The organism is Burkholderia sp. BCC1640, assembly GCF_902833125.1.
Taxonomy (GTDB): Bacteria; Pseudomonadota; Gammaproteobacteria; order Burkholderiales; family Burkholderiaceae; genus Burkholderia; species Burkholderia diffusa.
The window spans coordinates 168170-182055 of sequence record NZ_CADFEF010000006.1 but is presented as its reverse complement, the minus strand read 5'-3'; the positions used below and the strand labels follow the sequence as shown (position 1 = coordinate 182055).

11 protein-coding genes, 3 tRNA genes and 1 pseudogene are annotated in these 13886 nt (G+C 66.2%); 9 read left to right on the top strand and 6 right to left on the bottom strand.

Annotation, left to right across the window (positions count from 1 at the left end):
- Nucleotides 1-229: 229 nt before the first annotated feature.
- The 4 genes from rpiA to rnr form a co-directional block, all read right to left on the bottom strand.
- A complete protein-coding gene (rpiA, locus tag HWX25_RS09175) occupies nt 230-922 on the bottom strand; it encodes a ribose-5-phosphate isomerase RpiA (protein WP_175908293.1) in 693 nt (230 codons plus the stop codon).
- A gap of 107 nt (nt 923-1029) precedes the next feature.
- Nucleotides 1030-1902 (bottom strand): N-acetylmuramoyl-L-alanine amidase, encoded by an 873-nt coding sequence (locus tag HWX25_RS09170; protein WP_175908291.1) that lies wholly within the window; start codon nt 1900-1902, stop codon nt 1030-1032.
- A gap of 103 nt (nt 1903-2005) precedes the next feature.
- Entirely contained in the window at nt 2006-2749 is a 744-nt protein-coding gene (rlmB, locus tag HWX25_RS09165; protein WP_059818106.1) for a 23S rRNA (guanosine(2251)-2'-O)-methyltransferase RlmB, read from the bottom strand.
- 151 nt (nt 2750-2900) lie between these two features.
- Nucleotides 2901-5363, bottom strand: a complete 2463-nt coding sequence (gene rnr / locus HWX25_RS09160) for a ribonuclease R (protein ID WP_059691787.1) — start codon at nt 5361-5363, stop codon at nt 2901-2903.
- A 249-nt stretch (nt 5364-5612) separates the two neighbouring features.
- Here rnr and HWX25_RS09155 point away from each other — a divergent pair.
- Nucleotides 5613-5699 (top strand) — tRNA-Leu (locus HWX25_RS09155).
- Between the two features lie 55 nt (nt 5700-5754).
- On the opposite strand, the gene HWX25_RS09150 is transcribed toward HWX25_RS09155, so the two are convergent.
- Nucleotides 5755-6078, bottom strand: coding sequence for a hypothetical protein (locus HWX25_RS09150; RefSeq protein WP_175908289.1), 324 nt, complete (start codon nt 6076-6078; stop codon nt 5755-5757).
- On the opposite strand from HWX25_RS09150, the pseudogene HWX25_RS33890 reads away from it, so the two are divergent.
- Nucleotides 6010-6150: pseudogene (locus HWX25_RS33890) on the top strand (aliphatic sulfonate ABC transporter substrate-binding protein); the annotation flags it as partial. The gene HWX25_RS09150 and the pseudogene HWX25_RS33890 sit on opposite strands and share 69 nt — an antisense overlap.
- Nucleotides 6151-6260: 110 nt before the next feature.
- Nucleotides 6261-6347, top strand: a tRNA-Leu gene (locus tag HWX25_RS09145).
- A gap of 132 nt (nt 6348-6479) precedes the next feature.
- Here the strand turns inward: HWX25_RS09145 and HWX25_RS09140 are convergent.
- Nucleotides 6480-7043 carry a flavodoxin family protein gene (locus HWX25_RS09140; RefSeq protein ID WP_059532936.1) on the bottom strand — a complete coding sequence of 188 codons (564 nt, stop codon included), beginning with the start codon at nt 7041-7043 and terminating at the stop codon, nt 6480-6482.
- Between the two features lie 417 nt (nt 7044-7460).
- Between HWX25_RS09140 and HWX25_RS09135 the strand changes: the two genes are divergently transcribed.
- The 6 genes from HWX25_RS09135 to HWX25_RS09110 all read left to right on the top strand — a co-directional run bounded on the left by HWX25_RS09135 (nt 7461) and on the right by HWX25_RS09110 (nt 13863).
- Nucleotides 7461-7547 (top strand) — tRNA-Leu (locus HWX25_RS09135).
- A gap of 331 nt (nt 7548-7878) precedes the next feature.
- Entirely contained in the window at nt 7879-9126 is a 1248-nt protein-coding gene (locus HWX25_RS09130) for an ROK family protein (protein ID WP_059818284.1), read from the top strand.
- The gene (locus tag HWX25_RS09125) at nt 9113-10666 is read left to right on the top strand and encodes a sugar ABC transporter ATP-binding protein (protein WP_059818103.1); all 1554 of its coding nucleotides are present in this window, start codon (nt 9113-9115) and stop codon (nt 10664-10666) included. The genes HWX25_RS09130 and HWX25_RS09125 overlap by 14 nt, the downstream gene beginning before the upstream one ends.
- A gap of 40 nt (nt 10667-10706) precedes the next feature.
- Nucleotides 10707-11744 (top strand): ribose ABC transporter permease, encoded by a 1038-nt coding sequence (locus HWX25_RS09120; protein WP_175908287.1) that lies wholly within the window; start codon nt 10707-10709, stop codon nt 11742-11744.
- 86 nt (nt 11745-11830) lie between these two features.
- Nucleotides 11831-12775, top strand: a complete 945-nt coding sequence (locus HWX25_RS09115) for an ABC transporter substrate-binding protein (RefSeq protein ID WP_175908285.1) — start codon at nt 11831-11833, stop codon at nt 12773-12775.
- Nucleotides 12776-12912: 137 nt separating this feature from the next.
- Entirely contained in the window at nt 12913-13863 is a 951-nt protein-coding gene (locus HWX25_RS09110) for a carbohydrate kinase (RefSeq protein ID WP_175908284.1), read from the top strand.
- The last annotated feature ends 23 nt before the right edge of the window (nt 13864-13886 follow it).

Below are 13886 nucleotides of genomic sequence, written 5' to 3'. Positions count from 1 at the left end.
TGGTTACGACTGTTCTTATGATCTATAAGTTGATGAGTTCGGGGATATTTCGCTATCTGGTAAACACCTGACAGGGTTATCCCTCTTTTTGACGTGGTGATTTATAAGGCTTCAAAAAAAGCCCGGGAAGCGCGCTGCGCTTGCCGGGCCGGGCTTTCGGTCGAATTTAAACATGCAATCCATTACGGCATCCTGACGCCATTACGGACTGCTTCTCATTCAGTTTCGATTAATCGGGATAAACGATCGTCTCAACGCCGTTTGCCGTGCCGAGCAGACACAGATTCGCGCCGCGCTCGGCGAACAGGCCAACCGTCACGACGCCCGGCCATGCGTTCACCTGCGCTTCGAAACCGCGCGGATCGACGATCTGCAGCCCCTTCACGTCGATGATTTCGTTGCCGTTGTCGGTGATGTACGGCGTGCCGTCCTTCGTCACGCGCAGCACCGGCACGCCGCCCAGCGCGGTCAGGCGCCGGCCGATCGCCGTGCGCGCCATCGGCACGACTTCGATCGGCAGCGGGAATGCGCCGAGCACCGGCACGCGCTTGCTGCCATCCGCGATGCAGACGAACGTATCGGCCACCGACGCGACGATCTTCTCGCGCGTCAGCGCACCGCCGCCGCCCTTGATCATCGCGCCGCTTGCGTCGATCTCATCGGCACCGTCGACGTACACCTGCAGCGATTCGACCTCGTTCAGGTCGAACACCTTGATGCCGTGGGACTTGAGGCGTTCGGTCGTCGCGATGGAGCTCGACACGGCGCCGCGGTAGCGCGATTTGACGGCCGCGAGCGCGTCGATGAAGCAGTTCGCGGTCGAGCCGGTGCCGACGCCGATCACGGCGCCTTCCGGCACGTTCTGGATCACATAATCGGCGGCTGCCTGGCCGACCAGGCGTTTGAGTTCGTCTTGAGTCATGGGGTGGGAATACAGCGGGATTGCGGAAAACCGGCAGTTTACCGGACTCGGATGACGACCCGGGCTTTTTCGGCGCGTATTGCGGCGCCTCGCGCGCCGATCGATCGTCAGGGCGCGCCGGTTGCGGCTCCGTCCTCGGCCGGCGGCGTGCCGGGAAAATACTTGTCGAGCAACGCTTGCGCGATCGCATCGGTCCCGGCGTCCGGGTTGCCCGCATAGTCGGATGGCCGGAAATGCATCTGAAACGCCGCGAATACACGTTGCGTGCGCGCGTCGAGCACGCCGTCGGTCGGCACGTCGTAGCCGTAGCGTGCAAGCTTCAGCTGCAATTCCCGCACGTCGACGAGCGCGTGCGGATCGCGGCCGCCCAGCCGCGCGGCCACGGTCGCATCGTCGGGCCACGCGCCGACGCCGGCTTGCGCGAGCGCATGCCACGGGAACAGCGACCCCGGATCGATCTTGCGTTGTGGCGCGATGTCGCTGTGCCCGACCACGCGCGTCGGCGGAATTCCGTAGCGCGCGACGATGTCCTTCGACAGGCGGATCAGCGCATCGACCTGTTCGGGCGGATACGGCTGCCACGTGCGGTTTTGCGGATCGAGCGGGCCGCGATTCACGTTCTCGATGCCGATCGACGCCGCGTTGAGCTCGGTCGTGCCCTGCCATTCGCTGATACCCGCATGCCAAGCGCGTTTCGATTCGGGAACGAGCTGGTAGACGACCGGCATCCCGTGTTCGATGCGTGGTTGCGGCGGCACGACATAGTGCGCGCTGACCGAGTCGCCCGTCAGCGTGCGCAGCGATTTCGCTTCGTCGCTTTCGGTGTAATGCATCACGAGAAAGCGGATCCGCGAATCGGCGCCGCGCGCTTGCAGGCTCGTATCGGCGTAGTAGGTGCCGCGCCCGACCAGCGACGGCGATGTGCAGGCGGCCAGCAGGCCGAGGATGGCGCACGATGCGCCGATGCGAAACAGGGTCATGGTCCGCGAGTTCCGGGAGCCGCGTGCCGCGCGCAATCGCGGCACGCGTCGTTCGGGTCGTGACGGCCCGCGCATCGCGCGAGGCCGCGTGCGTCAGCCCGTGTCAGCCCTTCACGCGCCGCTGCCGCACCGCTTCGTACAGGCACACACCGCTCGCCACCGACACGTTCAGGCTTTCGACGCTGCCGGCCATCGGGATGCTCATCACTTCGTCGCAGGTGTCGCGCGTGAGCCGGCGCATGCCTTCGCCCTCCGCACCCATGACGATGGCGACAGGGCCGTCGAGCTTCGTGTCGTACAGCGTCCCCGGCGCCTCGTCCGACGTGCCGATGATCCACACGCCTGCCTCCTTCAGCTCGCGCAGCGCACGGGCGAGGTTCGTCACCGTGATGTACGGCACCGTGTCGGCCGCGCCGCTCGCGACCTTCGCCGCGGTCGCATTCAGGCCGACCGCGCGGTCACGCGGCGCGATCACCGCATGCGCGCCGGCCGAATCGGCGACGCGCAGGCATGCGCCGAGGTTGTGCGGATCGGTGACGCCGTCGAGCACCAGCAGCAGCGCCGGGCCCTGGATGCCGTCGAGCAGCTCGGACAGGTTCTGCGCGAGCGGAACGTCCTCGACGCGCGCGACGACGCCCTGGTGGCGCTCGGTATGCGCGAGGCCCCACAGGCGGGTTTCGTCGGCTGCGATCAGCCGCACGCCCGCTTCCTTCGCGGTGTGCAGGAAGTCCTGCATGCGGCGGTCGCGACGCGTCTGGTCGTACAGCACCTCCGCAACCGTCGACGCATCGTGCCGCAAACGTGCGGTCACCGCATGAAAACCGTAAAGAACCTTCAGACGTGACATGACTGGAACAACCTTCGATCAAACGTGCGGCCGCGCGATGGGCGCAGCCGCGATCCATGGAAAAGGAAAGCGCCGCGTTGCCGGCCGGTGACCGGTAGAACGCGGCGTCTCTCGATACTGCAGGGGCGTGTGCATGCACCGCCCCGAACGCTCAATACTTCTTGCGGGCGTGTACCTTCTTCGCGGCCGTCTTCGCCGCCACGCCGCCCTTCTTCTTCGCGGCACGCGCGGCACGCGCCTCCTTCACCGCGACGGTCGGCGCGCTCGCCGCCTTCTTGCGACGCGGCGCGGCTTCCTCCACCGGCGGCAACGAGCGCACGCGCGGGCCGCCGCGATCGTTACCGTTACCGGCGACAGCCGGTGCCGGTACCGTACGCGGCGCCTTCACCGGCGTGTCGCGCACGAGGCGGAAATCGATCTTGCGCGCGTCGAGATCGACGCGGCTCACCTGCACGCGCACACGATCGGAGAGGCGATAGCGGATGCCCGTACGCTCGCCGCGCAGCTCGTTCTTGATCTCGTCGTACTGGAAGTAATCCGAGCCGAGTTCCGTGACGTGCACGAGCCCTTCGATGAACAGCGTATCGAGCTGCACGAAGATGCCGAACGACGTGACGCCGTTCACCATCCCGCCGTACTCCTCGCCGAGCTTGTCGCGCATGAAGTAGCACTTGAGCCAGGCCTCGACGTCGCGCGACGCTTCGTCGGCACGCCGCTCGTTCGCCGAGCAGTGCAGGCCGAGTTCTTCCCAGATCGCGGTGTTCGATCGCGAACGGCCGCGTGCTTCGTCGTCGGCCTGCTGCATCGCGCGGGCGCGCGGCGACAGCGCGGTGTTCAGCTCAAAGCCTTCCGGTGCCTTCGGCACGTACTTCTTGCCCGACAGGATCGAGTAGATCGCGCGGTGCGTGAGCAGGTCGGGATAGCGGCGGATCGGACTCGTGAAGTGCGCGTACGCCTCATACGCGAGACCGAAGTGACCAATGTTGTCCGGACTGTAGACGGCCTGCTGCATCGAGCGCAGCAGCATCGGCTGCAGCATCTGCGCGTCGGGCCGGTCGCGGATCTGCGCCATCAGCGCGGCGTAGTCGCTCGCATGCGGCTTTTCGCCGCCGCCGAGCGACAGGCCCATGCCGCGCAGGAACGCGCGCAGGTTCTCGAGCTTCTCCGGCGTCGGGCCTGCGTGCACGCGATACAGGCCCGGGTGCTTGTTGCGCTTCAGGAAGTCGGCCGCGCAGACGTTCGCGGCCAGCATGCATTCCTCGATCAGCTTGTGCGCATCGTTGCGCTGACGCGGCACGATCTGTTCGATCTTGCCCTGCGAGTTGCAGACGATGTACGTCTCGGTCGTGTCGAAGTCGATCGCGCCGCGCTTCTGGCGGGCGGCGAACAGCGCCTTGTAGACGCCGTACAGATCCTGCAGGTGCGGCAGCAGGTCCGCGCGGCGCGCGGCCTCCGGCCCCTTCGTGTTCGACAGCACGGCGGCGACTTCGGTGTACGTCAAGCGCGCCGCCGAATGGATCACGGCCGGGTAGAACTGATACGCCTTGATCTCGCCGCGCGCCGTAATCACCATGTCGCACGCGAGCACGCAGCGGTCGACCTGCGGATTCAGCGAGCACAGCCCGTTCGACAGCTTCTCCGGCAGCATCGGGATCACGCGGCGCGGGAAATAGACCGACGTGCTGCGTTCCAGTGCGTCGGCATCGAGGCCGTTGCCCGGCTGCACGTAGTGCGACACGTCGGCGATCGCGACGATCAGGCGGTAGCCGTCGCCGCGACCGACCTTGGTCGGCTCGCAGTAGACGGCATCGTCGAAGTCGCGGGCGTCCTCGCCGTCGATCGTCACGAGCGGCACGTCGCGCAGATCGACGCGGAACCGCAGGTCGGCCGGCCGCACCTTGTCGGGCAGCGCGGCGGCTTCATCGAGCGCCGGCTGGCTGAACTCATGCGGCACGCCGTACTTGCGCACCGCGATCTCGATTTCCATGCCCGGATCGTCGATGTCGCCGAGCACTTCGACGACACGGCCGAGCGGTTGCGAATGGCGGCTCGGGAAATCGGTCAATTCGACGACGACGACCTGCCCGACCTTTGCCTTCTTCACGTTCTGCGTGATCAGGATGTCGTGGCCGATGCGCTTGTCTTCGGGTGCGACGATCAGCGCGCCGTTCTCGTTGAGCAGGCGGCCGATCACGCGCTTGTTCGCGCGCTCGGTGACTTCGACGACATGGCCTTCCGGGCGGCCGCGGCGATCGTAGCCGACGATTCGCGCGAGCACGCGGTCGTTGTGCATGACCTTCTGCATTTCGCCGTTCGGCAGGAACAGGTCGTCCTGGCCGTCGTCGCGGATCACGAACCCGTAGCCGTCGCGATGTCCCTGCACGCGGCCGGCGACGAAATTCGACGGATGGGTAAGCTGATAGTGGCCGCGCTTGTCGAGGCGGATCTGGCCGTCGCGTTCCATCGCGGCGACACGCCGGAAGAACCCTTCGCGCTCCTGGCGCTTGATCGACAACGCTTCGGCGATGTCGTTGGCTGCCAGCGGCGCGTCGCTCGTACGCAGCACGCCGAGAATTTCTTCACGGCTCGGAATGGGGTACGGATATTTGCTCAAGGGTTTGTCGATGATTGTTCTCGTTGCGTTGACTGATGGTGCACGGCATCAACATAGAAGTGTCCGTCAGACAGTTCTATAGTGACGGCGGCGGATCATTCTATCACCCGCCTGTGCCGCCAAATGACGCGAATGCCGCGTGCGGGCGCCGCAGCGGCCGGTTTGCGGTGCATCGCAAAAAAGTGTTGACACAATTAATTGGGGCGCTATAATTTTCCTTCTTTGCAGCAAGCAGCTACTGCAAAACGTGCCCAGGTGGCGGAATTGGTAGACGCACTAGGTTCAGGTCCTAGCGGTGGCAACATCGTGGAGGTTCGAGTCCTCTCCTGGGCACCATCTGTTTTTGAAAAGGTCGGCTTTATGCCGGCCTTTTTTCATTTCAAGCCCCGCATTACGCGCGCTGGCCACGCCATATGCCCGTCACGCCGATCGATAGCAGAATTGATCGGTGATCGATTGCCCTCCCCGTTGGTACTACGTTAGCCGTCTTGCTTTCAACGAATCCAGCGAGGAACGCGATCCATGACGTCGATGCACCCGCCGCACGTTCGCACGCGCGATGCCGGCCGCCGGCATCCCGGCGCACGCCGAGAATTCGCCATACACGCTGCGCATCGGTCGATGCGAATCCCGCCGTGAGGATTCCGTAGTCCCTCAGAACGTCGGTAAGCAGCAGAAGATCGCCGATACGTTTCGCGCAGCAGGTTTGCTGCATACCTGCGTCGACACAGCTGACGCGCTGCGCAGGAATTTCGCGGCAACGCGTGCGAATCCGATCCGCGCGTGACGCCCCGAACATGCGACACGCGAAATTTTTATGGCCGTCGCATAAATTGTATTGACAGGCTTTCAATACACGCTAGAATAGCGGTCTTCGCATCGCAGTAAGCGAAACGTGCCCAGGTGGCGGAATTGGTAGACGCACTAGGTTCAGGTCCTAGCGGTGGCAACACCGTGGAGGTTCGAGTCCTCTCCTGGGCACCACTTATTTAAGAAAGGCCGGCTTTTAGCCGGCCTTTTTCTTTTTCAGGCTCGGGGGGCACCGCCCGCGTTACCAAGCACCCCCTCCGCTTTCCAGAAACGGACGACCCATCAAGACCCGCCCGGCTGTCGACGTCAGGCGCCGTTCCAGCGTTTCGCGGCAATCGCGACACGCTCGCCCAGCACTTCCGCCGTCTTGCGATCGCTCTCGAGAATCGCATCGCCGCCCTCGTCCGCATTTGCCTGCGCCATCGCACCGAGGAACGACCCGAGCCGATTCAGATCGTTGACCGAACCCGCACTGCTGTTGTTGCCGGGCATCAGGCCGAGGCTGACCCACAGCATCTGATGCTGGGCAGCGAAAACCGCCAGTTGCTGCAGCGTCGAGAGCTTGTCGCCGCTTTGCGAAGCCGACACCGTGAAACCGGCCGCCAGCTTGTCACGCCACTTGCCCCAATGCTTCGACGATGCATCCATGAAGCCCTTGAACTGAGCGGACGCACTGCCCATGTACGTCGGCGAGCCAAAGATGATCGCCTTCGCATCGCGCTCCAGGTACTCCCAGTGTTCGTCGATCGCGTCGACGGGGATCAACTTGACCGACGCGCCGTCGACTTTCTCGACGCCGCGAGCAACTGCGTCCGCAATAACGGCTGCGTGGCCGTAGCCGCTGTGAAAAACCACTGCAATTTCAGACATGACGAACTCCTTGACGCGGACCGTTCCGCAATAAACGTTACCGTTACGGTAACATAAAAAGTCGCGATACAAGCGACTTCACCCACGGGTGCCGCACGCGCCATTGCGTGTCGGCGTTGCGCGATGCACACGGGCGATCGTTGCGATCGCATCCTGCAGCCGCGGGGCAGCGCGCACGACAGAATGCCGTCGACAATAATTTCTCCGGCGACAGACGTGAAGGCGCATTCAGGAAATTCGCTCGATCCTTTCCCGCAGTAATTCCTCGCACCGGCATCGACCGGTCAATGTCTTCAGACGCGTCGAATCAGGCGCGCCCTTTTTCTCACCGGTCCAAACGATCGCGCAAAAATCTGTTGACACGCCCTTCAGTCACGCTATAATTGCGGTCTTTCGCGATGCAGCAAAGCGAAACGTGCCCAGGTGGCGGAATTGGTAGACGCACTAGGTTCAGGTCCTAGCGGTGGCAACATCGTGGAGGTTCGAGTCCTCTCCTGGGCACCATCTGTTTTTTGAAAAGGTCGGCTTTATGCCGGCCTTTTTTTATTTCCGGCTCCAGGATCCCTGCGGGCGCGCTTGCGCATTCACCGCGGCAGCGCAACTTACCCCAGCCCGCCACTCGCACCGAGTGCCGACTCCACGCCAGCCCTCGTGCGCGGGGACAATCACTTCGCCACCCGTGATTCGCCCCCAGCCTTGCCCACCAGCATCCATCCCCACCCCAGAGGCAAAACCGGGATTTCCCTAGGCTGACACGCCGCCGCTCACGCGGTTAAATAAATCAACGTGATTTATTTAATGCGTCGCAACCGACGCGCCCATGGAAGGAGACGCCATGAGAAGCCCGCACATCGGCCAGGGAAGCAACTCGGCCAACGTGCGCCGTTACAACGAGCGCCTGCTGTTGAAGACGCTGCGCCGTGCGGGTAGCGCATCGAAGGCCGATCTCGCCCGTCTCGCGAACATGACGGGCACGGCGGTCGGCAGCATCATCGCGTCGCTCGCCGATGCGAAGCTGATTGCGTTCGCCGGCCGCACCGAAGGCCAGCGCGGCCAGCCGGCATCGCTAATCCGCCTCGATCCGCGCGGCGCGTTCGGCATCGGCGTTCATCTCGACCGGATGCGCATCGAGACGGCGCTCGTCAATTTCGCGGGCGACGTGCTCGGCCGCCGCTCCCACGACACGCTGCTCCCCCCGCCCGCCGACGTGCTCGACATCGTGCGACGCGACATCGATGCGATGCAGGATCTGCTTCCCGCGCATGAGCGCGCGCGCCTGGCGGGCGTCGGCGTCGCGCAACCGTACAACCTCGGCGCATGGATGCGCGAGCTCGGCCTCGCGCCCGACACGTTCCGCGCATGGGAAGACGTCGACTTCGCGAGCGACCTCGGGCGCACGCTGTCGCTGCCCGTGTTCGGCGAAAACGACGGCAACGCGGCCGCGATCGCCGAACTGTTCTACGGGTACGGCCGGCAGTGCGACGACTTCGTCTACCTGTTCATCGGTCCGGCGATCGGCGGCGGCATCGCGATCGACGGCGACTGCCTGCGCGGCGTGACCGGCAATGCCGGCGACATCGCCGTGATTCCCGTTCCGCCGAGCCGGCTGGCCTCCGCGCCGCCGCCGCGCGGCCCGTGGGACATCCTGCTCGCCCGCGCATCGCTGCATGCGCTGGTGCGCCACCTGCGCCATCACGGCGAGACGGTCGAGAACCGCGCCGATCTCGAGGCCTGCATCGCGCGCGGCCTGCCGGCGGTCGACGAATGGATCGACGACTGCGTCGACGCACTCGCCCCGGCGTTGCGCGCGGTGCTGTGCGTCGTCGATGCGCCGGTGGTCGTGCTCGATGCCGATACCGACGCCGGCCTGCTCGATGCGCTGACGACCCGCCTGCGCGCGGCGCTCGTCGCCACCGCGCCGGAAGCGCGCGGCACGCCAACGCTCGTGCGCGGCACGTTCGGCGCCGACGCCGGCGCGATCGGCGCCGCAACGCTGCCGATGTTCTTCAACTTCTCCCCGCGGGCCGGCATCCTCAAGGGCGCCCGCACCGAATCGCAGGAGGTCAACCATGTCGCGTTCTGAGTCGCCCCGGCCGCTGCTCGAGATGCGCCGGATCAGCAAGACGTTCCCGGCCGTGCGCGCGCTCGACAACGTCAGCCTGACCGTCTATCCGGGCGAGATCCACTCGCTGATGGGCGAGAACGGCGCGGGCAAATCGACGCTGATGAAGATCCTGTCGGGTGCGTACCGCGCCGACGCCGGCGGCGAAATCCTGATCGACGGCGAGCGCATCGACGTCGACGGCCCGCTTGCCGCGCGCGATGCAGGCGTCGCGGTGATCTACCAGGAGCTGTGCCTCGCGCCGAACCTGACGGTGGCGGAAAACATCTACGTCGGCCGCGAACTGCGGCGCGGCAACCGGCGCTGGGGCACCATCGACCGCGCGGCGATGGCGCGCGGCTGCCAGGACGTGCTCACGCGTCTCGGCGCCCCGTTCGGGCCCGACACGCTCGTCGGCACGCTGTCGATCGCCGAGCAGCAACTCGTCGAAATCGCGCGCGCCGTGCACACCCGCGCACGCATCCTCGTGATGGACGAACCGACGACACCGCTGTCGTCGCGCGAGACCGAGCACCTGTTCGGCCTGATCCGCCAGTTGCGCGAGGAAGGTCTCGCGATCATCTACATCAGCCACCGGATGGCCGAGATCTATGAATTGTCCGACCGCGTGTCGGTGCTGCGCGACGGAGCGTACGTCGGCACGCTCGAGCGCGAATCGCTGTCGGCCGAGCGGCTCGTCGCGATGATGGTGGGCCGCGACATCTCCGGCTTCTACAAGAAGGAACATGCGCCGTACGACCCCGGCCACCTGCTGCTGTCGGTACGCGACATCGCCGACGGCGACCGCGTGCGCGGCTGCAGCCTCGACCTGCATGCGGGCGAGGTGCTCGGCATCGCCGGGCTCGTCGGCGCGGGCCGCACCGAGCTCGCGCGGCTGATCTTCGGCGCGGAACCGCGCACGCGCGGCGACGTGAAGCTGGGCGATCGGACGTTCGGCGCGCATTCGCCGCGCGACGCGATCGACGCGGGCCTCGTCTACCTGACGGAGGACCGCAAGCGCCAGGGCCTGTTCCTGGACATGAGCGTGCGCGACAACATCAACATCTCCGTGTGCAACCGCGACGCACGGCTCGGCGCGCTCGATCTCGCACGCGGCGCCGAACGCGCGCGCGATGCGATCGCCTCGCTGTCGATCCGCGTGCCGAACGCGAACGTGAACGTCGGCGCGCTGTCGGGCGGCAACCAGCAGAAAGTGCTGCTGTCGCGCCTGCTCGAGACGAAGCCGCGCGTGCTGATCCTCGACGAACCGACGCGCGGCGTCGACATCGGCGCGAAATCCGAGATCTACCGGATCATCAACGAACTGGCCCGTGCGGGCGTCGGCGTGATCGTGATCTCGAGCGAGCTGCCGGAAATCATCGGCGTCGCCGATCGCGTGCTCGTGATGCGCGAAGGCGAGATCGCCGGCCAACTCGGCGGCCACATGCACACGCCCATCACGCAGGAAGCGATCATCGCGCTCGCCACCGGCTCGCAGGCCGAACTCGCCGACGCGCACTGACCACGGCCCCTTCATCTCCCTCTTACGTCCAGGTACCGACATGATCAACCCGACCAAGCAGCGGAACCTCGCTTCCGCGACGGCCCATCCGGTGGCCAACCGTACGCCGCTGATGCGCGGCGCCGATCATCGCGCGCGCATGCAATCGCTGATGCGCACCGCCGGCATGCTGCCGGTGCTGCTGGTTCTGTGCATCGGCTTCGGATTCCTGACCGACGGCTTCTTCACGCTGCAGAACCTGTCGATCGTCACGCAGCAGGCCTCGATCAACATCGTGCTCGCCGCCGGCATGACCTTCGTGATCCTGACGGGCGGCATCGACCTGTCGGTCGGCTCGGTGCTCGCCGCATCGGCCGTCGCCGCGCTGCTCGCGTCGACCATCCCCGGCTGGGGCTGGCTCGGCGTGCCGATCGCGCTCGCGGTCGGCCTCGTGTTCGGCGCGATCAACGGCGGCCTGATCTCGTTCCTGCGCCTGCCGCCGTTCATCGTCACGCTCGGCGCGATGACGGCCGTGCGCGGGGTCGCCCGCCTGATCGGCAACGACACGACTATCTTCAATCCGCAACTGCCGTTCGCGTTCATCGGCAACGGCACGATCTTCGGCGTGCCGTGGCTCGTCGTGATCGCGTGCGCGGTGATCGCGCTGTCGTGGTTCATCCTGCGTCGCACGGTGCTCGGGATGCGGATCTATTCGGTCGGCGGCAACCCTGAAGCCGCGCGCCTGTCGGGCATCAACGTGCGGGCGATCCAGCTGTTCGTGTATGCCGCGTCGGGTCTGCTCGCGGGTCTCGGCGCGGTGATGTCGGCCGCGCGGCTCTATGCGGCCAACGGCCTGCAGCTCGGCCAGTCGTACGAACTCGATGCGATCGCCGCGGTGATCCTCGGCGGCACGAGCTTCGTCGGCGGCGTCGGCTCGATCGTCGGCACGCTGATCGGTGCGCTGATCATCGCGGTTCTGACCAACGGTCTCGTGCTGCTCGGCGTGTCCGACATCTGGCAATACATCATCAAGGGGCTCGTGATCATCGGCGCCGTCGCGCTCGATCGCTATCGCCAGCGCGACTCGGCCCGTACCTGACACGCATTCCTCACCATTCAACCATCAGGGCGCAGGCAGGTCCTCCTGCGCCCGTCCGCCAACGGACCTTCCGGAGACACAACGACATGTTCAAGCACAAAGCCGCCCTGACCGCCATCACCTGCGCGCTCGCCTTCGGCGCCACCGCCGCCCACGCAGCCGACAAGCCGCTGAAATCGATCGGCGTCACGGTCGGGTCGCTCGGCAACCCGTACTTCGTCACGATCGTGAAGGGCGCCGAAGCACGCGCCAAACAGCTCAACCCGAATGCGAAGGTCACTGCGGTTTCCGCCGATTACGACCTGAACAAGCAGTTCACGCAGATCGACAACTTCATCTCCGCGCACGTCGACATGATCCTGCTCAACGCGACCGATCCGAAGGCGATCGAGCCGGCGGTGAAGAAGGCGCAGGCGGCCGGCATCACGGTCGTCGCGGTGGACGTCGCGGCAGCCGGCGCGAACGCGACCGTGCAGACCAACAACGTGAAGGCCGGCGAGCTGGCGTGCGACTACCTCGCGAAGAAGCTCAGCGGCAAGGGCAACGTGATCATCGAGAACGGCCCGCAGGTGTCGGCCGTGATCGATCGCGTGAACGGCTGCAAGGCCGTGCTCGCGAAAAACCCGGGCATCAAGCTGCTGTCGAGCGACCAGGACGGCAAGGGCTCGCGCGAAGGCGGGATGAACGCGATGCAAGGCTACCTGACGCGCTTTCCGAAGCTCGACGGCGTGTTCACGATCAACGACCCGCAGGCGATCGGCAGCGATCTCGCGGCGAAGCAGCTGAATCGCCCGAACATCGTGATCACGTCGGTCGACGGTGCGCCGGACATCGAGGTGGCGCTGAAGTCCAACACGCTCGTGCAGGCGTCGTCGAGCCAGGACCCGTGGGCGATGGCGCAGCAGGCCGTCAACGTCGGCTACGGGATCATGAACGGCCAGAAGCCGGCCAACCCGATGATCCTGATCGAGCCGACGCTCGTCACGCGCGACAACGTGAAGGGCTACAAGGGCTGGAGCAGCCCGCGCTGATCGCGCGACGCCACCCGCGATCCCGGGCGGTGCCGGGCCACGCCGCCGTATCGCCGCGCGCGGCGCCCGGCCCTGCCCGTCCGCTCACCTCAACCGCTGCACCGCCGCGCGACACGCCGCGGCACAAGGTTTTCGACATGACGACGACGCTCCCCCGCCTGATCGTATTCGGCGAAGCGCTGACCGATTTCATCCGCGACGACGCGCAGCACTGGCGCAGCGTCGCCGGCGGCTCGTGCTGGAACGTGGCGCGCGTCGGCGCGCGGCTCGGCGTGCCGACCGCCTTCGCCGGCACGGTCAGCCGCGACATCTTCGGCGACGAACTGATGCGCAGGAGCGCTGATGCCGGGCTCGACCCGCGCTTCATCCGGCAGGTCGATCGTGCGCCGCTGCTCGCGATGGTCGTGTCGAAGCAGCCACCCGACTATTTCTTCATCGGCGAAAACAGCGCCGACCTCGCGTTCGATCCGGCCGACTTGCCCGACGGCGCGCTCGACGCGGCCGAGATCGTGCACGTCGGCTCGCTCGGCGTCGTGCGCGAGCCGCTTGCGTCGCGCCTGATCGACGTCGTGCAGGCGGCACGCGCCGCCGGCAAACGAATCTCGTTCGATCCCAACTATCGCGCGCCGATGGCCGCGCCGTCGTATCGCGCCACACTGCGCCGGCTGGCAAGTCTCGCCGACTGGATCAAGGTTTCCGACGAAGATCTGCGCGGCCTGTTCCCCGAACTCGACGAAGCCGCCGCGCTCGCGCAATTGCGCGCGTGGGCGCCCGATGCGAGCGTGCTCGTCACGCGCGGCGCGGCCGGCATGCAACTCCTGCATCGCGATTCCGCGCTGTTCCAACCGGCGTTCGCGACCGAGGTCGCCGATACCGTCGGCTGCGGCGACGCCAGCATCGGTGGCTGGCTCGCCAGCCAGCTCACGCGCCCCGGCGCATCGGCCGCCGAACATCTGCGCTACGCGGCAGCGTGCGCGGCGGTCGCCTGCGCGCACGCGGGCGCGTATGCGCCGACGGCTGCCGAGGTGGCAGAGGTCATGGCAAATCCCGTGGCTGCCGAAGCGGCCGACGCCGCGCTATCGGACTAGACAGCACCGGAACGCGCTGGACG